Raw genomic sequence first — 18,815 nt, forward strand, 5'->3', positions numbered from 1 at the left:
GCGCGCACGCCCGGCGCCCCGTCACTTCGGTTCGTCGTCCTCGCCGATGCGGTGGACCCGGACCAGGTTGGTGGAGCCGGAGACGCCGGGCGGGGAGCCGGCCGTGATGACGACCGTGTCGCCCTTCTCGCAGCGGGCGTACTTCAGGAGGAGTTCGTCGACCTGGTCGACCATGGCGTCCGTGCTGTCGACGTGGGGGCCGAGGAAGGTCTCCACGCCCCAGGTGAGGCTGAGCTGGGAGCGGGTGGCCGGATCGGGGGTGAAGGCGAGGAGGGGGATGGGGCTGCGGTAGCGGGAGAGGCGGCGGGCGGTGTCGCCGGACTGGGTGAAGGCGACCAGGAAGCGGGCGCCGAGGAAGTCGCCCATCTCGGCCGCGGCACGGGCGACCGCGCCGCCCTGGGTGCGGGGCTTGTTGCGTTCGGTGAGGGGCGGGAGGCCCTTGGCGAGGATGTCCTCCTCGGCGGCCTCCACGATGCGGGCCATGGTGCGGACCGTCTCGACGGCGTGTTTGCCGACACTGGTCTCGCCGGAGAGCATGACGGCGTCGGTGCCGTCGATGACGGCGTTGGCGACGTCGGAGGCCTCGGCGCGGGTGGGACGGGCGTTGTCGATCATCGAGTCGAGCATCTGGGTGGCGACGATGACCGGCTTGGCGTTGCGCTTGGCGAGTTTGACGGCGCGCTTCTGGACGATGGGCACCTGCTCGAGGGGCAGTTCGACGCCGAGGTCGCCGCGGGCGACCATGATGCCGTCGAAGGCGGCGACGATGTCCTCGATGTTCTCGACGGCCTGGGGTTTCTCGATCTTGGCGATGACGGGGAGGCGGCGCCCCTCCTCGTCCATGATGCGGTGGACGTCCTTGATGTCGCGTCCGCTGCGGACGAAGGAGAGGGCGATGACGTCGAAGCCGGTGCGCAGCGCCCAGCGCAGGTCGTCCTCGTCCTTCTTGGAGAGGGCGGGGACGGAGACCGCGACGCCGGGGAGGTTGAGGCCCTTGTGGTCGGAGACCACGCCGCCCTCGACGACGGTGGTGTGGATGCGGGGGCCGTCGACGGCGGTGACCTCGAGGGTGACCCTGCCGTCGTCGACCAGGATGCGTTCACCGGCGGTGACGTCGGCGGCGAGGCCGGCGTAGGTGGTGCCGCAGAGGGTGCGGTCGCCCTCGACGCCCTCTTCCACGGTGATGGTGAAGCCGTCCCCGCGCTCCAGGAGCACGGGGCCTTCGGTGAAGCGGCCGAGGCGGATCTTCGGGCCCTGGAGGTCGGCGAGGAGGCCGACGCTGCGGCCGGTCTCGTCGGCGGCTTTCCGCACCCGTCGGTAACGCTCCTCGTGCTCGGCGTGCTCGCCGTGGCTGAGGTTGAGACGGGCCACGTCCATTCCGGCGTCGACCAGGGCTTTGATCCGGTCGTACGTGTCGGTGGCCGGTCCCAGTGTGCAGACGATTTTCGCTCGGCGCATGGGTCGAGCCTAGGGCTTACCCACGGGTAGTGACCGGGTTGCGCGTGACGGCCCAACGACCGGCGGGTGAAGGCTTGTTGCCATGCGCCGACGGATGCGCCCGGTCACCCGGACGCGCGTGCGAAGGGTGACCGGAGGACGGCGTCGGCCGCCGGACACCGTTTCGCAACCCGGGGGGTCTGGTCCGGGTCGACGTGTTCAGGTCAGAATCATCGGGCGAATCTACGCGCGTTGTTCCGTTGTTGTCCGAGGAGAGCCTGAGATGCCGTTGAACCGCCGGAAGTTTCTGAAGAGGTCCGCCGTGACGGGGGCGGGGGTGGCGCTGACGGGCGCGGCGGCGGTCCCCGCGGCCGAGGCGGCCGGGGCGGGACGGGGGAGGAAGCCGGTGAAGCGGTACGCGCTGACCGTGATGGGCACCACCGACCTGCACGGTCACGTCTTCAACTGGGACTACTTCAAGGACGCGCAGTACACGGACGCGGCCGGCAACGCGCAGGGCCTGGCGCGGGTGTCGACGCTGGTGGACCAGGTGCGCGAGGAGAAGGGCCGGCGCAACACGCTGCTGCTGGACGCGGGCGACACCATCCAGGGCACCCCGCTGACGTACTACTTCGCGAAGGTGGACCCGATCACCGCCGAGGGCGGTCCGGTGCATCCGATGGCGCGGGCGATGAACGCCGTCGGGTACGACGCGGTGGCGCTCGGCAATCACGAGTTCAACTACGGCATCGAGACGCTGCGGAAGTTCGAGGAGCAGTGCGACTTCCCGCTGCTGGGCGCGAACGCGCTGGACGCGAGGACGCTGAAGCCGGCCTTCCCGCCCTACTTCGTCAAGAAGTTCCACGTGAAGGGCGCCCCGCCGGTGAAGGTGGCGGTGCTGGGGCTGACGAATCCCGGCATCGCGATCTGGGACAAGGCGTACGTGCAGGGGAAGCTGACGTTCCCGGGTCTGGAGGAGCAGGCGGCGAAGTGGGTGCCGAAGCTGCGGTCGATGGGCGCGGACGTGGTGGTGGTGTCGGCGCACTCGGGGTCCTCGGGCACGTCCTCGTACGGTGACCAGCTGCCGTACGTGGAGAACGCGGCGGCGAACGTGGCGCGGCAGGTGCCGGGGATCGACGCGATCCTGGTGGGGCACGCGCACCAGGAGATCGCGGAGCTGCGGGTGGTCAACGAGGAGACCGGCAGGGAGGTCGTGCTCTCGGAGCCGCTGTGCTACGCGGAGCGGCTGACGCTGTTCGACTTCGAGCTGGCCTTCGAGCGGGGCCGGTGGCGGGTGGAGTCGGTGAGGGCGTCGCTGCGGGACGCCGCGGCGGTCCAGGACGACCCGAGGATCACCCGGTTGCTGCGGGACGAGCACGCGCGGGTGGTGGAGTACGTCAACCAGGTGGTGGGGTCGGCGACCGAGACGCTCACGACGGCGGAGGCGCGCTACAAGGACGCGCCGATCATCGACCTGATCGGCAAGGTGCAGGAGGACGTGGTCAGGGCGGCTCTCGCGGGCACCGAGTACGCGTCGCTGCCGGTGCTGTCGCAGGCGTCGCCGTTCTCGCGGACCTCCGAGATCCCGGCGGGCGAGGTGACGATCCGGGACCTGTCGAGTCTGTACGTGTACGACAACACGCTGGTGGCGAAGCTGATGACGGGCGCGCAGGTGCGGGCGTACCTGGAGTACTCGGCGGAGTACTTCGTGCGGACGGCGGCCGGTGCGGCGGTGGACGTGGAGAAGCTGACGAACGCGGGCGGCCGTCCGGACTACAACTACGACTACGTGTCGGGACTCACCTACGACATCGACATCGCGCAGCCGGCGGGTTCGCGCATCAGGAACCTGGCCCACGGCGGCGCCCCGCTGGACGACGCGGCCCGGTTCGTGTTCGCGGTGAACAACTACCGGGCGAACGGCGGCGGCGCGTTCCCGCACGTGGCGTCGGCGAAGGAGCTGTGGTCGGAGTCGACGGAGATCCGGACGCGGATCGCGGAGTGGGTGACGGCGAAGGGTGTGCTGGACCCGGAGGACTTCGCGTCGGCGGACTGGAGGCTGACGCGGGACGGTGTGCCGGTGTTCTGACCGCCCTTCCGCCGTTCGGGTGATCTTCAGGTCCCGTCCGCCAGTGGGGTGAGCCGTGCGGCTCGCCGGGCGGGCGGGACCTGCGGCGTCCCGGGACGGAGGCCGAAGGTGGTGAAGGCGGTGCGGGCGGGCTGGGGGTAGGCCGGGCGGCCGGTGAGGTGGTTGAGGATCACGGCGCTGCGCCAGGCGGCGAGGCCGAGGTCGGGGGCGCCGACGCCGTGGGTGTGGAGTTCGGCGTTCTGGACGTACACGTTGCCGGTGACCGAGGGGTCCAGGTCGAGGCGGAAGTGCGCGTCGACGCGGGGCCGGCCGGCCCGGTCGCGGCGCAGCTGGGGGTCGAGGGGGGCCAGGAGGCGGTCGAGGGGGCGGCCGCGGTGGCCGGTGGCGAGGACGACGGCGTCGGTGGTGAGGCGGGTGCGGGTGCGCTGCACGGTGTGTTCGAGGTGGAGTTCGACGCGGGTGGGGCCGAGGCGGCGGGCGTCCCGGACGTGGACCGCGGGGGTGAGGACGGTGTCGGGCCAGCCGCCGTGGAGGGTGCGCCGGTAGAGCTCGTCGTGGAGGGCGGCGAGGGTGTCGGCGTCGATCGCCTTGTGGAGCTGCCACTGGGCGGGGACGAGCCGGTCGCGGACGGGTTCGGGCAGGGCGTGGAAGTAGCGGGTGTGGTCGGGGGTGAAGTGCTCCAGGCCGAGCTTGGAGTACTCCATGGGGGCGAAGGCCCCGGTGCGGCCGATCCAGTGGAGGCGTTCCCGGCCCACGGGCCGGCGGCGCAGCAGGTCCAGGAAGATCTCCGCGCCGGACTGTCCGGTGCCGACGACGGTGATGTGGCCGGCGGCGAGGAGGGTGTCGCGGTGGGTGAGGTAGTCGTCGGAGTGGACGACGGGGACGCCGGGTGCGTCGGCGAGGGTGCGCAGGGGCTCGGGGACCCAGGGGCGGGTGCCGACGCCGAGGACGAGGTGGCGGGCCCGGACACGGCCTGCGGCGGTGGCCCGGCCGTCGGGGTCGAGGCGGGTGAGGTCGACTTCGAACACGGCGTGTTCGGGTCTCCAGCGGACGGTGTCGACGTGGTGGCCGAAGTGGAGCGCGGGGAGGTGGTCGGCGACCCAGCGGCAGTAGGCGTCGTACTCGGTGCGGCGGATGTGGAAGCGCTCGGCGAAGTAGAAGGGGTAGAGGCGTTCGCGGGCCCGGAGGTGGTTCAGGAAGCTCCAGGGGCTGGTGGGGTCCGCCAGGGTGACGAGGTCGGCGAGGAAGGGGACCTGGACGGTGGCGTCGTCGAGGAGGAGGCCGGGGTGCCAGGTGAAGTGGGGGGAGCTGTCGTAGAAGGCGGTGCGGAGGCCGGGCAGGGGGTGGGCGAGGGCGGCGAGGGAGAGGTTGAAGGGGCCGATGCCGACGCCGACGAGGTCGCGGGGCGGGGTGCTCATGGACTGTCCTCCGGGGCGCGGTGCGCGGGAGGGACCAGCTTGGCGGGGAGCGGCGGGCGACGCCCGAGAAGACCGGCGAACACCCCTCGAAGGGGGTAAGTCCTCTTTCGAGGGGTGTTCTGGCGGTTTATGACTGCTGGACGCGCAGGGCGCGGGCGAGGTCGTCGAGCTGGTCGACGAGCTTGCGGCGCAGGGCGGGGACCGGGTCGGCCTCGCGCAGGCACCTCCGGCCGAGTTCCAGGGTCTCGGTGTCGACCGCGTGGGCGGGGAAGGCCCAGCGTCCGACGGCCTCGGCGATGGCGGGGCCGCGGCGGGCGGCGACGGCCACGGCGTCCTCGAAGTAGCGGGACACGTAGGGCCGTACCAGATCGGCCTGTTCGGGCTGCCAGAAGCCCTGGGCGGTGGCGGTGAACAGGTAGTTGGACAGGTCGGTCCGGTCGTCGGAGCCGAACATGGCGTCCCAGGCGCGGGCCTTGGCGTCCTCGTCGGGCAGGGCGGCGCGGCAGCGGGCGGCGCCCTCCTGGCCGGTGGCGCTGGGGTCGCGTTCGAGTTCGGCGGCGATGGCGGTCTCGTCGGTGGCGCCGAGCACGGCGAGCCGGGCGAGGACGCGCCAGCGCAGTTCGGGGTCGAGTTCGGGGCCGCCGGGGACGGTGCCGTCGGCGAGCCAGGCGGCGATGGTGTCGGGGTGGGCGGCGGTGTCGATGCGGTGCCGCACGGCGATCAGGCGCAGGCCGGGGTGGTCGCCGTCCTCGGTGCGCCGGATGAGGTCGCGGCAGAGCTCGGTGAGGGTGGCGAGTGCGGCGGGCCGCCGGTCGGGGGTGAGGTAGCGGTCGGCGATGTGGCCGCAGGCGAAGGCGAGGACGCCCTGGACGAGGGCGAGGTCGGTCTCGCGCGGGAGGTGGGCGCGGGCGATGTCCAGGAAGTCGCCGGCCGGCAGGTCGCCGTCACGGACGGCGTCCCTGAGCGCGTTCCACACCACCGCGCGGGTGAGGGGGTCGGGCAGGCCGGACAGCCGGGCGCGCAGGGTCTCCAGGGACTCGGCGTCGAAGCGGATCTTGGCGTAGGTGAGGTCGCCGTCGTTGAGGACGACGAGGGCGGGGCGGGTGCCGCCGGTGGCGACGCCGATGTCCTCGCCGGCGGGGACGTCCACCTCGACGCGGTCGCGCAGGGTGAGCCGGCCGGCGTCGTGGAGGTCGTGGTCGTAGACGCCGATGGCGATGCGGTGAGGGCGCGTGCCGCCCCCCGGCAGGGGCCTGCCGGCGTGCTCCGGGCCGTGGAGGTCCTCGTCGGGGCCGGGCGCGGACCGGACCCCGGGGCTGCCCCGGTGCCCGATGTCCAGGTGCCAGTGGGCGTTGTCGCCGTTCCCCGGTTGGGGGACGAGGGTGTCGACGCCGGTGGTGCGCAGCCAGGCGTCGGCCCAGGCGTGGACGTCGCGGTCGGTGGCGGCGGCGAGGGAGTCGAGGAAGTCGGCGAGGCCGGCGTTGCCGAACCGGTGCCGCTGGAAGTGGGTGTTGATGCCGGCGAGGAAGTCCTTCTCGCCGAGCCAGGCGACGAGCTGACGCAGGGCGGAGGCGCCCTTGGCGTAGGAGATGCCGTCGAAGTTGAGCAGGGCGGAGGCGGTGTCCTCGACGTTCTCGGGGGCGACGGGGTGCGTGGAGGGCCGCTGGTCGGCGTCGTAGCCCCAGGGCTTGCGGGTGACGCCGAAGTCGGTCCAGGTGTCGGCGAAGCGGGTGGCCTCGGTGAGGGTCTGGTAGCCCATGTACTCGGCGAAGGACTCGTTGAGCCAGATGTCGTCCCACCACCTGAGGGTGACGAGGTCGCCGAACCACATGTGGGCCATCTCGTGGGCGACGACCATGGCGCGGGTCTGGCGCTCGGCGTCGGTGACGGCGGAGCGGTAGACGAACTCGTCGCGGAAGGTGACCAGTCCGGGGTTCTCCATGGCGCCCGCGTTGAACTCGGGGACGAAGGCCTGGTCGTAGGAGTCGAAGGGGTAGGGCTCCTCGAACTTCTCGTGGTAGCGGTCGAAGCAGGCGCGGGTGATGTCGAGGAGTTCCTCGGCGTCGGCGTCGAGGTGCGGGGCGAGCGAGCGGCGGCAGTGGAGGCCGAAGGGCAGACCGCGGTGCTCGGTGCGCACGGAGTGCCAGGGGCCGGCGGCGACGGCGACGAGGTAGGTGGAGATCAGCGGGGTGGGCGCGGCCCGCCACACGCCTTCGCCGGTGTGCTCGGCGATGCCGTTGGCGAGGACGGTCCAGTGCCGCGGGGCGGTGACGGTCAGTTCGAAGACGGCCTTGAGGTCGGGCTGGTCGAAGGCGGCGAAGACGCGCTGCACGTCGTCGAGGAACAGCTGGGTGTAGACGTAGGTCTCGCCGTCGGTGGGGTCGGTGAAGCGGTGCATGCCCTCGCCGGTGCGGGAGTAGCGCATGCGCGCGTCGACGCGCAGTTCGTGCGCGCCGGCGGTGAGGTTCTTCAGCGGCAGCCGGTTGTCGTCGAGGGCGCCGGTGTCCAGGGGCTGCCCGTCGAGGGTGACGGAGCGCAGCTCGGCGGGCTTGAGCTCGACGAAGGTGTCCGCGTCGGCGCGGGCGCTGAACCTGATCAGGGTGCGGGAGTCGAACGTCTCGTCACCGGTGGTCAGATCCAGTTCGATCGTGTAGCGGTGGACGTCGAGGAGCTGTGCTCGGTTCTGCGCTTCGTCGCGCGTCAGTACGGACATGCAGGCCATGCTGCCTGATCCGGTCGCCGGGGGGACAGGGGCGGATCGGGTACGCGCCCTATGTCCGGTCTCGTTCGAGCTCCCCGGTGTGCGCCCCGGCGGGCCGGCCGGGCGGCACGTGCGCGTGCGGGTGGGGCGGGACGGGACGGGCGGGGACGCCGGTGCGTTCCCCGAGCCGGGCGCGCAGGACGCGGACCCCGCGGTCCGGGGCGGGCCTGCGCCGGTGCGCGTCGTGGAGGTGACGGGCCTCGGTGCGCGGCGTCCACGGGTCCACCGGCCGGGTGCGGAGGCCGGCTGCGCCGAGGACGTACGCGGCGGCGCCGGGCCGCGGGTCGCGGGCGAAGCCGGTGGGCAGGACGACGGGGACGAGCCGGGTCCGTTCCGGGCGCCGCACGGAGCGCACGACGCCCGGTCCGCCGGTGCCGGGCGGCCGGACGCCGAGCAGCGGCGGGCCGGCCGGGAGTGCACAGCGCGGCGTGCTCCGCGCGGACGCCCGTGTCACTCCCCGCGGGCGGAGGCGGCGGCGCGGTCCGCCGAGGGCGTGGGGTCGCCCAGGGCGTCCTCGGCGATGCGCTCGTGGTGGCGGATCACCTCCGCGATGATGAAGTTCAGGAACTTCTCCGCGAAGGCCGGGTCGAGTTTGGCGTCCTCGGCGAGGGCGCGCAGCCGGGTGATCTGGCGGGCCTCCCGGCCCGGGTCGGCGGGCGGCAGCTGGTGCGCGGCCTTGAGGCGGCCGACCTGCTGGGTGCACTTGAAGCGTTCGGCGAGCATGTGGACGACGGCCGCGTCGATGTTGTCGATGCTGTCGCGCAGCCGGGCGAGCTCCTCGCGGACGGCGCGGTCGGCGTCACCGGTGGTGGAGTTGCTGGTGGTCATGGTGGGTCACCTTACGGGGCGGGCGGGCGGCGGGGCGGGCCCGTAGAGTGGGAACGGGTCCAGGGCGTCCGGGGGTGTGGCGTGGTGAACGACGGACCGGTCGAACACGGTTATCCGCATCTGGAGACGGTGCGGGCGGCCGTCACCGCGCTGTACCGGCGTCTGTCGTACGTCACGGTCCGTACGTTCCCGGTGAGCGTGGCGCCGGCCGATGTGGCGTTCTGCGACACCGACGACCTCCATCTGGGGGCGCAGCGGGTGGCCCGCGAGCTGGTGCGGCACTACCGGCTGCCGGACGCGCGGCTGATCGTCGGGTTCCGGGAGATGACGCATGCGGCGCACGTGGAACTGACGGCCGGACCGGAGTACTTCGTCGAGCTGAACGACCGGTTCCGCACGCACCGGCGGGACATCGGGGCGGCGCTGGCGCACGAGGTGGCGCACGTCTACCTGCACCGGCTGGACCTGTCGTTCCCGGGAACGCGGGAGAACGAGATCCTGACCGACACGACGGCGACGTACCTGGGTGCGGGGTGGCTGCTGCTGGACGCGTTCCGTCAGGACGGGGCGTCGTCGCAGAAGCTGGGGTACCTCACGCCGGAGGAGTTCGGGTACGTGCTGGCGAAGCGGTCGCTGGTGTTCGGGGAGGACCCCTCGGTGTGGTTCACCAGCGCCCAGGCGTACACGGCGTACGCGGAGGGGATGGCGTTGGCGCGCCGGGACGGGCAGCAGCCGCCGCTCACCGCCGCCGGGTGGGCCGGCCGGCGGCGGTACGCGCGGGACCGCCGCCGTGCGGAGGGCCACCCCGTTCCGGCGGGGGCGCGGCGGGACGTGCCCTACCGCTTCACGGCGGACGGCCCGGAGTCCCTGCGGGTCTCCTTTCCCTGCCCCACGTGTCACCAGCGGATCCGCGTGCCGGTGCGGGGGCGCGTGCGCGCGCGGTGCGGGCTGTGCCGGACGGTGCTGGAGTGCGACACCTAGGGGTGTCGTCCGGATCGGGCCGGCTCCGGTGAGCGGCGCCGGGCCCGGTTCTCCTGGTGCGGGTGCGCGGGGGCCGGCCGCGCCCGTGCGACGGAGCCGCACGCCGGTACGGTCCCGCGCCCCCGTCGGGCGCTACGGCTCGCGGACGATTCCCTGGGAGCGGGCCGCCGCGAGCCACTTCGGGAACTCGCCCACCAGGCGGTCGTACAGGGCCGCGTCCGTGACCCCGCGCGGGTCCTCGCCCGCGTGGAAGAAGCCCGCGTTGTCGATCACCCGTTTGGCCGGGACCGCCAGTCCGTCGAGCCTGCGCAGGTAGTCGAACTGTCTGCTGTTCGGGTCGCCGAAGCCGACGAACTGCCAGAACAACGGGAGGCGGGCGGCCTTGCAGAGGTACTTCTCGGCGGCGAGCCTGTTGACGGGACCGCCGTCGGTCTGGAAGACCACCAGGGCGGGGGCCGTGGAGCCGCTGTCCAGGTAGTGGTCGATGACCGCGTCCATCGCCAGGTGGTAGCTGGTCCTGCCCATGTGGCCGAGGCCCGACACGATCCGCCCGATCCGGCCCCGGTGGTCGGCGAGGGTGATGTCGGTGACGGCGTCGACGTCGGTGGAGAAGAAGACGACCGGCACGGTGCCGTCGTCGTCGAGGTGGGCCGACAGGCCCAGCACCCGGTCGGCGAGCGCCTGCACGCTGCCGTCCGCGTAGTACGGCTTCATCGAGCCGGAGTAGTCGACCACCAGGTAGACCGCGGCGCGCAGCCCGTCCAGACCGTGCTCGGCGAGTGAGGCCCCGGCGGTCTTGTAGAGGCCGGCCAGCGCGGGCGCCGTCTCCTCGATCTTGCGCAGACCGATCGCGGCCATGCGGCTCCCCCTCCCGGTCGTGGAACTGGCCCCGAGGGTACGGCACGTCACCCCGGCGTTCGCCCACGTCACCGGCGTTCGCTATTTTGTTCGCCGCCGTCCCCACCGGCTCACTTCCGTCCCGTCGCCCCGAGGAGCCGGCCCCGTGGATCCCGAGTCCGCCGTCACCACCTGCTACCGCCACCCCAAGGTGGAGTGCCACGTCCGCTGCACCCGCTGCGAGCGGTACATCTGCCCGGACTGCATGCGCGAGGCGGCCGTGGGCCACCAGTGCCCGGAGTGCGTGAAGGAGGGCGCGCGGTCGGTGCGGCAGGCGCGCACCCTGGTGGGCGGCCGGATCTCGGCGGTGCCCGTCGTGACGTACGCGCTGATCGCCCTCAACGTGCTGGTGTACGCGGCGGAGCTGGCGCGGCCGGAGGTCGTGGACCGGTTCGCGATGCTGGGCGCGGGGCTGCTCGGACCGGACGGCGGGCACTTCCTGTGGGTTGATCCCCACCCCGGGGGCTTCAGCCCGGAGGGGCTGGCGGGCGGGGAGTGGTACCGGCTGCTGACCGGCGCGTTCCTGCACCTGCCGCCCACCGAGGGCACCTTCGGGTTCCTGCACATCGTGATGAACATGGTGGCGCTGTGGAACCTGGGCCGGCTCGTCGAGCCGATGCTGGGCCGGGTGCACTACCTCGCGCTGTACCTGCTGTCGGCGCTGGGCGGTTCGGTGCTGGTGCTGCTGATCTCGCCCGGGGACGCCGTGGTCGGCGCGTCCGGCGCGATCTTCGGGGTGGGGGCCGCGTACTACGTGCTGGCCCGCCGCATCGGGGCCGGCATGACCCAGGTCAACCGGTTCATGGCGGGGCTGCTGCTGTGGCTGGTGGTCTCCGCCCTCGTCACCTCCTGGGAGGGGCACCTCGGCGGGCTGCTGGCGGGCGGCGCGGTGGCGCTGGCGTTCGCCCACGCCCCCAGGAACGGGTGGCGGACGGTGGTGCAGGTGGGGGCGTGCGTGGCGCTGCTGGCCGTGCTGGCGGCGGCGGCGGTGGTCAAGGTGTCCGAACTGACAGGCGGAGGTATCGCCCAGTGAAACGTGCCGGTGTGCTGCTCCTCGCGGCCGTTCCCGTGATCGCCACGGGGGTGTACTTCGTCCTGCCGACGGACTCGGCCGACGCCCCGTCGGCGGCGCCCGCGGCCACGGCCCCCCGGTCGGCCCGGGAGGACGCCAAGGACCGGGCCGAGCAGGAACGGGAACGGGAGAGGGACGACGCGGTCGTCGCCGGCCGGCCGGCGGGGCTGGCCGCCCCCGCGAAGAAGGAGCTGGCCCAGCAACTGGTGGCGAGCGCCGAACACGCGACCACCGACTGGCGCACCACCTACGCCGCCGTCGAGGACGAGGGCGACGGCTGCGGGTACACGGCGGGCATCATCGGTTTCTGCACCGGCACCCACGACCTGCTCACGCTGGTCGAGCGCTACACCGAGGAGCACCCGGACAACGGGCTGGCGTCCTATCTGCCCGCCCTGCGCGAGGTCGACGGCTCGGACTCCCACGAGGGCCTGGACCCCGGCTTCCCGGCCGCCTGGCAGGCGGAGGCGCAGGTGCCGGCGTTCCGTGAGGCGCAGGAGGCGGAGCGCGACCGCGTCTACTTCGAGCCGGCGGTCCGGCTCGCCAAGCTGGACGGCCTGGGCACGCTGGGCCAGTTCGTCTACTACGACGCGATGGTCTTCCACGGCCCCGACACCGACGCGGACGGCTTCTACGCCCTGCGCGAGCGCGCGCTGGAGCAGGCGGACACGCCCGCCGCGGGCGGTTCTGAGGAGGCGTACCTGGACGCCTTCCTCGACGTCCGCCGCGAGGCCATGCTGACCCGGTCCCCGGAGCACGACGCCTCCCGCGTCGACACGGCCCAGCGCCGGTTCCTGCGGGCCGGGAACCTGGACCTGGAGACCCCGCTGGCGTGGGAGGTGTACGGGGACGCCTACCGGCTCCCCTGAACGCGCGGAGGCGCCTGCCCAGTCGTCCGGTCGGGGACTGGCGGGCAGGCGCCACCTGTGTTCCGTACGCCGTTGTACGGGACGTGTGCGGGGGGACCGTCGGGTCACCCGGGTGAGCCGCTCCGTCAGACCGTCAGCGCGCGGTCCGTCGGGCGGATCGGGGCCGGCAGCTCGCTCGCCCCGGTGAGGAAGCGGTCGCAGCCGCGGGCGGCCGAGCGGCCCTCGGCGATCGCCCACACGATGAGCGACTGGCCGCGGCCGGCGTCACCGGCGACGAACACGCCGGGCACGTTGGTCTGGAAGTCGGCGTCGCGGGCGATGTTACCGCGCTCGTCGAGCTCCAGGCCGAACTGCTCGACCAGACCGTTGTCCCGGTCGGTGCCGGTGAAGCCCATGGCGAGGGTGACCAGCTGGGCCGGGATCTTCCGCTCGGTGCCGGGCTTCGGGGTGAGCCTGCCCTCGACGAACTCGACCTCGCTCATGTGCAGCCACTGGACGTTGCCGTCCGCGTCGCCCTCGAAGTGGGTGGTGGAGACGGAGTAGATCCGCTCACCGCCCTCCTCGTGGGCGGACGTGACCTTGTAGAGCATCGGGAAGGTCGGCCACGGCTGGGCGACCGGGTTCCGCTCCTCGTTCGGGCGGGGCATGATCTCCAGCTGGGTGACGGAGGCCGCGCCCTGGCGGTGGGCGGTGCCCACGCAGTCGGCTCCGGTGTCGCCGCCGCCGATCACCACGACGTGCTTGCCCTCGGCCGAGATCGGCGGGGCGACGTAGTCGCCCTCCTGCACCTTGTTGGCCAGCGGCAGGTACTCCATGGCCTGGTGGATGCCCTTGAGCTCGCGGCCCGGCACCGGCAGGTCGCGCGCGGTGGTGGCGCCGACGGCGAGGACCACCGCGTCGTACCGCTTGCGCAGCGCGGTGGCCGGCATGTCGCGGCCGATCTCCACGCCGGTGCGGAACTTGGTGCCCTCCGCGCGCATCTGCTCGATGCGGCGGTTGATGTGCCGCTTCTCCATCTTGAACTCGGGGATGCCGTAGCGCAGCAGGCCGCCGATGCGGTCCGCGCGCTCGTACACCGCGACCGTGTGGCCGGCCCGGGTGAGCTGCTGGGCGGCGGCCAGCCCCGCGGGGCCGGAGCCGACGACCGCGACGGTCTTGCCGGACAGGCGCTCGGGGACCTGCGGGGCGACGTCGCCGGTCTCCCACGCCTTGTCGATGATCGAGACCTCGACGTTCTTGATGGTGACCGGCGGCTGGTTGATGCCGAGCACGCACGCCGACTCGCACGGGGCCGGGCACAGCCGGCCGGTGAACTCCGGGAAGTTGTTGGTGGCGTGCAGCCGCTCGGAGGCGGCGCCCCAGTCCTCGCGGTAGGCGTAGTCGTTCCACTCGGGGATGAGGTTCCCCAGCGGACAGCCGTTGTGGCAGAACGGGATGCCGCAGTCCATGCACCGGCTGGCCTGCCTGCTGATGATCGGCAGCAGGGAGCCGGGGACGTAGACCTCGTTCCAGTCCTTCGTGCGCTCCTCGACCGGACGGGACCTGGCGACCTCGCGGCCGTGGTTCAGAAAGCCCTTCGGATCAGCCATTGATCGCCGCCTCCATCATCTTCTCGGTGATCTCGGTCTCGGACAGACCGGCTCGCTCGGCGGCGTCCTTGGCGGCGAGCACTGCCTTGTACGTGCTGGGGATGATCTTGCTGAAGCGCCGCACGGCGGTGTCCCACTCGGCGAGCAGCTTCCCGGCGACGGTGGAGCCCGTCTCCTCCTGGTGGCGGCGGACCACGTCGTGCAGCCACTGCCGGTCGGCGTCGTCCAGCTCCTGGACGGCGTCCAGGTTGCCGGCGTTGACGTTGTCCCGGTTCAGGTCGATGACGTAGGCGATGCCGCCGGACATGCCGGCCGCGAAGTTGCGCCCGGTCTCGCCGAGGACGACCGCGTGGCCGCCGGTCATGTACTCGCAGCCGTGGTCGCCCACGCCCTCGGAGACGACCAGCGCGCCGGAGTTGCGGACGCAGAACCGCTCGCCGGTGCGGCCGCGCAGGAACAGCTCGCCGCCGGTCGCGCCGTACGCGATCGTGTTGCCGGCGATGGTCGAGTACTCGGCGAGGTGGTCGGCCGCGCGGTCCGGGCGGACGATGATCCGGCCGCCGGACAGGCCCTTGCCGACGTAGTCGTTGGCGTCGCCCTCCAGGCGCAGCGTGACGCCGCGCGGGACGAAGGCGCCGAAGGACTGGCCGGCGGAGCCGGTGAAGGTGATGTCGATGGTGTCGTCGGGCAGGCCCGCACCGCCGAACTTCTTCGTCACCTCGTGGCCGAGCATGGTGCCGACCGTGCGGTTGATGTTGCGGATGGCGACCCGGGCGCGCACCGGCTGGGCCTCCTCGGCGCCGGACGCGGCGAGCGCGTCGGCGGCGAGCTTGATCAGCTCGTTGTCGAGCGCCTTCTCCAGGCCGTGGTCCTGGGCGACGACCCGGTGGCGGACGGCGCCCTCGGGCAGCTCGGGCACGTGGAACAGCGGGGCCAGCTCCAGGCCCTGCGCCTTCCAGTGGTTCACCGCGCGGGTCACGTCGAGCACCTCGGCGTGGCCGACGGCCTCCTCGACGGAGCGGAAGCCCAGCTCGGCGAGGAGCTCGCGGACCTCCTCGGCGATGAACCGGAAGAAGTTCACGATGTACTCGGCCTTGCCGGAGAACCGGTCCCGCAGGACGGGGTTCTGGGTGGCGATGCCGACCGGGCAGGTGTCCAGGTGGCAGACGCGCATCATGACGCAGCCGGAGACGACCAGGGGGGCGGTGGCGAAGCCGAACTCCTCGGCGCCGAGCAGCGCGGCGATGACCACGTCGCGGCCGGTCTTGAGCTGGCCGTCGGTCTGCACGACGATCCGGTCGCGCAGACCGTTGAGCAGCAGCGTCTGCTGGGTCTCGGCGAGGCCGAGCTCCCAGGGACCGCCGGCGTGCTTCAGCGAGGTCAGCGGGGAGGCGCCGGTGCCGCCGTCGTGACCGGAGATCAGCACCACGTCCGCGTGGGCCTTGGAGACGCCCGCGGCGACGGTGCCGACGCCGACCTCGGAGACCAGCTTGACGTGGATGCGCGCCTGGGGGTTGGCGTTCTTCAGGTCGTGGATGAGCTGGGCGAGGTCCTCGATGGAGTAGATGTCGTGGTGCGGCGGCGGGGAGATGAGCCCCACGCCCGGCGTCGAGTGCCGGGTCTTCGCGACCCACGGGTAGACCTTGTGGCCGGGCAGCTGGCCGCCCTCGCCGGGCTTGGCGCCCTGGGCCATCTTGATCTGGATGTCGTCGGAGTTGACCAGGTACTCGGAGGTCACGCCGAAGCGGCCGGAGGCGACCTGCTTGATGGACGACCGGCGGGCCGGGTCGTACAGCCGCTCCGGGTCCTCGCCGCCCTCACCGGTGTTGGACTTGCCGCCGAGCTGGTTCATGGCGATGGCGAGCGTCTCGTGCGCCTCGCGGGAGATGGAGCCGTACGACATGGCGCCCGTCGAGAACCGCTTGACGATCTCGGAGACCGGCTCGACCTCGTCGATCGGGATCGGCTGCCGGTCGGAGGCGAAGCCGAACAGGCCGCGGAGCGTCATCAGGCGCTCGGACTGCTCGTTCACCCGCTCGGTGTACTTCTTGAAGATGTCGTAGCGGCCGGAGCGCGTGGAGTGCTGGAGGCGGAAGACCGTCTCCGGGTCGAACAGGTGCGGCTCGCCCTCGCGGCGCCACTGGTACTCGCCGCCGATCTCCAGCGCCCGGTGCGCGGGGGCGATGCCCGAGGCGGGGTAGGCCTTGGCGTGGCGGGCGGCGACCTCCTGGGCGACGACGTCGATGCCGACGCCGCCGATCTTGGTGGCGGTGCCGTTGAAGTACTTCTCGACGAAGTCCTGCGCGAGGCCCACCGCCTCGAAGACCTGGGCGCCGCGGTAGGAGGCGACCGTGGAGATGCCCATCTTGGACATGACCTTCAGGACGCCCTTGCCGAGGGCGTGGATCAGGTTGCGGATGGCCTTCTCGGACCCGCCGTCGACGGCCTGCAGGAAGGTGCCCGCGCGCACCAGGTCCTCGACGGACTCCATCGCCAGGTACGGGTTGACGGCGGCGGCGCCGTAGCCGATGAGCAGGGCGACGTGGTGGACCTCGCGGACGTCACCGGCCTCGACCAGCAGGCCCACCTGGGTGCGCTGCTTGGTGCGGATGAGGTGGTGGTGGACGGCCGCGGTGAGCAGCAGCGACGGGATCGGCGCGTGCTCGGCGTCGGAGTGCCGGTCCGACAGGACGATCAGCCGGGCGCCGTTGCCGATGGCGGCGTCGGCCTCGGCGCAGATGTCCTCGATGCGGGCGGCGAGCGCGTCGCCGCCGCCGGACACCCGGTACAGGCCGGACAGGGTCGCGGCCTTGAAACCGGGCATGTCGCCGTCGGCGTTGATGTGGATGAGCTTGGCCAGCTCGTCGTTGTCGATCACCGGGAACGGCAGGGTGACGCTGCGGCACGCGGCGGCGGTCGGCTCCAGCAGGTTGCCCTGCGGGCCCAGCGAGGAACGCAGGGAGGTGACCAGTTCCTCGCGGATCGCGTCCAGCGGCGGGTTGGTGACCTGCGCGAACAGCTGGGTGAAGTAGTCGAAGAGCAGACGCGGGCGCTCGCTCAGCGCGGCGATCGGCGAGTCCGTGCCCATCGAGCCGATCGGCTCGGCGCCGGTCCTGGCCATCGGCGCGATCAGGACGCGCAGCTCCTCCTCGGTGTAGCCGAAGGTCTGCTGGCGGCGGGTGACCGAGGCGTGGGTGTGCACGATGTGCTCGCGCTCGGGCAGGTCGGGCAGCTCGATCTCGCCGGCCTCGAGCCACTCCGCGTAGGGGTGCTCGGCGGCGAGGGCGGCCTTGACCTCGTCGTCCTCGATGATGCGGTGCTCGGCGGTGTCCACGAGGAACATGCGGCCGGGCTGCAGGCGGCCCTTGCGGACGACCTTCGCCGGGTCGATGTCCAGGACGCCGACCTCGGAGCCGAGGACGACCAGGCCCTCGTCGGTGACCCAGTAGCGGCCGGGGCGCAGGCCGTTGCGGTCGAGCACGGCGCCGACCTGGGTGCCGTCGGTGAAGGTGACGCAGGCGGGGCCGTCCCAGGGCTCCATCATCGTGGAGTGGTACTGGTAGAAGGCGCGCCGGGCCGGGTCCATGGAGTCGTGGTTCTCCCACGCCTCCGGGATCATCATCAGCACGGAGTGCGGCAGCGAACGGCCGCCCAGGTGCAGCAGTTCGAGGACCTCGTCGAAGGAGGCGGAGTCCGAGGCGTCGGGCGTGCAGACCGGGAAGATCCGCTCGAGGTCCCTGCCGCTGCCGAACAGGTCCGAGACCAGCTGGGACTCGCGGGCGCGCATCCAGTTGCGGTTGCCCTTGACGGTGTTGATCTCGCCGTTGTGCGCGACGAAGCGGTACGGGTGCGCGAGCGGCCACGACGGGAAGGTGTTCGTGGAGAACCGGGAGTGCACCAGCGCGATCGCGGAGCCGAAGCGGCGGTCGGACAGGTCCGGGAAGAAGGGCTCGAGCTGGCCGGTGGTCAGCATGCCCTTGTAGACGATGGTCCGCGCGGACAGCGACGGGAAGTAGACGCCCACCTCGCGCTCGGCGCGCTTGCGCAGCACGAACGCCTTGCGGTCGAGGTCGATGCCCCGGCTCTCACCGGCGGTGACGAAGACCTGCCGGAAGACCGGCATCGTCGAGCGGGCGGTGGCGCCGAGCAGTTCGGGCGCGACCGGCACCTCGCGCCAGCCGAGGACGGTCAGGTCCTCGGCGGCGGCGATCTCCTCGATGCGGGCGACGGCCGCGTCGGCGCCGTGCTCCGGCAGGAAGGCGATGCCGACGGCGTAGCCGCCCGCCTCGGGCAGGTCGAATCCGGCCACCTCACGGAAGAAGGCGTCCGGCACCTGCGAGAGGATCCCGGCACCGTCGCCGGAGTCCGGCTCGGAGCCGGTGGCGCCACGGTGTTCCAGGTTGCGCAGGACCGTGAGGGCCTGCTCGACCAGGGTGTGGGACGCCTCGCCGGTGAGGGTGGCGACGAAGCCGACGCCGCAGGCGTCGTGCTCGTTGCGGGGGTCGTACATACCCTGCGCAGCAGGGCGAGCATCCATGAACGACCAGTTCGGGCGGTCGCTCGGGGAATGCTGGGACGGCTGGCGCGGCGTACGCATCGGCTCTCCCGTCGTCGTCATCTGGCATGTGCGAAGTGCCGAGGGACGACGTTGGCCCTCTGCGGGGGGTGCGAAATTTGGTGCAGGTTACATGATGGAGCGGTTCTCGGGAACCGGGACACTCCGTTCCAGCATGCGGACACCGTACGGGTCGCGGCGGGATTCCGCGCCCGGCGGTGGAAACGGTGGGGACGGGTGGACAGATCGGTGTCCGCCGGTCCGGTGGCGGGAAAGAGCTCCTTCGCCCGGCCCGCGAGGGTGCGCCGCCGGCCTCTTT

General features: G+C 72.4%; 12 protein-coding genes. 4 read left to right on the forward strand and 8 right to left on the reverse strand.

Going from position 1 to position 18,815, the window contains the following annotated elements:
- Positions 1 to 21 precede the first annotated feature (21 nt).
- Positions 22 to 1,458: a pyruvate kinase gene (pyk, locus tag ABTY20_RS01520; protein WP_351994977.1), complete on the reverse strand. Its 1,437-nt coding sequence runs from the start codon at positions 1,456 to 1,458 to the stop codon at positions 22 to 24.
- A gap of 262 nt (positions 1,459 to 1,720) precedes the next feature.
- On the opposite strand from pyk, the gene ABTY20_RS01525 reads away from it, so the two are divergent.
- Positions 1,721 to 3,526 carry a bifunctional metallophosphatase/5'-nucleotidase gene (locus tag ABTY20_RS01525; protein ID WP_351994978.1) on the forward strand — a complete coding sequence of 602 codons (1,806 nt, stop codon included), beginning with the start codon at positions 1,721 to 1,723 and terminating at the stop codon, positions 3,524 to 3,526.
- 26 nt (positions 3,527 to 3,552) lie between these two features.
- Here ABTY20_RS01525 and ABTY20_RS01530 read toward each other — a convergent pair whose 3' ends face one another.
- The 4 genes from ABTY20_RS01530 to ABTY20_RS01545 form a co-directional block, all read right to left on the reverse strand.
- Positions 3,553 to 4,944: a lysine N(6)-hydroxylase/L-ornithine N(5)-oxygenase family protein gene (locus ABTY20_RS01530; protein WP_351994979.1), complete on the reverse strand. Its 1,392-nt coding sequence runs from the start codon at positions 4,942 to 4,944 to the stop codon at positions 3,553 to 3,555.
- A gap of 127 nt (positions 4,945 to 5,071) precedes the next feature.
- Complete coding sequence (gene pepN / locus ABTY20_RS01535) at positions 5,072 to 7,666, reverse strand: aminopeptidase N (protein ID WP_351994980.1); 2,595 nt, start codon at positions 7,664 to 7,666, stop codon at positions 5,072 to 5,074.
- 49 nt (positions 7,667 to 7,715) lie between these two features.
- Positions 7,716 to 8,060, reverse strand: coding sequence for a hypothetical protein (locus ABTY20_RS01540; RefSeq protein WP_351994981.1), 345 nt, complete (start codon positions 8,058 to 8,060; stop codon positions 7,716 to 7,718).
- Between the two features lie 95 nt (positions 8,061 to 8,155).
- On the reverse strand, positions 8,156 to 8,533 hold the full coding sequence (locus ABTY20_RS01545) for a chorismate mutase (protein ID WP_351994982.1): 378 nt from the start codon (positions 8,531 to 8,533) through the stop codon (positions 8,156 to 8,158).
- Positions 8,534 to 8,614: 81 nt separating this feature from the next.
- Between ABTY20_RS01545 and ABTY20_RS01550 the strand changes: the two genes are divergently transcribed.
- The gene (locus ABTY20_RS01550) at positions 8,615 to 9,514 is read left to right on the forward strand and encodes a hypothetical protein (protein ID WP_351994983.1); all 900 of its coding nucleotides are present in this window, start codon (positions 8,615 to 8,617) and stop codon (positions 9,512 to 9,514) included.
- Between the two features lie 132 nt (positions 9,515 to 9,646).
- On the opposite strand, the gene ABTY20_RS01555 is transcribed toward ABTY20_RS01550, so the two are convergent.
- Entirely contained in the window at positions 9,647 to 10,372 is a 726-nt protein-coding gene (locus ABTY20_RS01555; protein WP_351994984.1) for a vWA domain-containing protein, read from the reverse strand.
- A gap of 145 nt (positions 10,373 to 10,517) precedes the next feature.
- Here ABTY20_RS01555 and ABTY20_RS01560 point away from each other — a divergent pair, with 145 nt between their 5' ends.
- Positions 10,518 to 11,444 carry a rhomboid family intramembrane serine protease gene (locus ABTY20_RS01560; protein ID WP_351994985.1) on the forward strand — a complete coding sequence of 309 codons (927 nt, stop codon included), beginning with the start codon at positions 10,518 to 10,520 and terminating at the stop codon, positions 11,442 to 11,444.
- Positions 11,441 to 12,352 carry a chitosanase gene (locus ABTY20_RS01565; protein WP_351994986.1) on the forward strand — a complete coding sequence of 304 codons (912 nt, stop codon included), beginning with the start codon at positions 11,441 to 11,443 and terminating at the stop codon, positions 12,350 to 12,352. Before ABTY20_RS01560 ends, ABTY20_RS01565 begins: the two co-directional genes overlap by 4 nt.
- A 125-nt stretch (positions 12,353 to 12,477) precedes the next feature.
- On the opposite strand, the gene ABTY20_RS01570 is transcribed toward ABTY20_RS01565, so the two are convergent.
- On the reverse strand, positions 12,478 to 13,941 hold the full coding sequence (locus ABTY20_RS01570) for a glutamate synthase subunit beta (protein ID WP_351994987.1): 1,464 nt from the start codon (positions 13,939 to 13,941) through the stop codon (positions 12,478 to 12,480).
- The gene (gene gltB / locus ABTY20_RS01575) at positions 13,934 to 18,538 is read right to left on the reverse strand and encodes a glutamate synthase large subunit (protein WP_351994988.1); all 4,605 of its coding nucleotides are present in this window, start codon (positions 18,536 to 18,538) and stop codon (positions 13,934 to 13,936) included. The genes ABTY20_RS01570 and gltB overlap by 8 nt, the downstream gene beginning before the upstream one ends.
- Positions 18,539 to 18,815 lie beyond the last annotated feature (277 nt).

It is taken from the genome of Streptomyces sp. NPDC126497 (genome assembly GCF_040302425.1).
GTDB lineage: Bacteria > Actinomycetota > Actinomycetes > Streptomycetales > Streptomycetaceae > Streptomyces.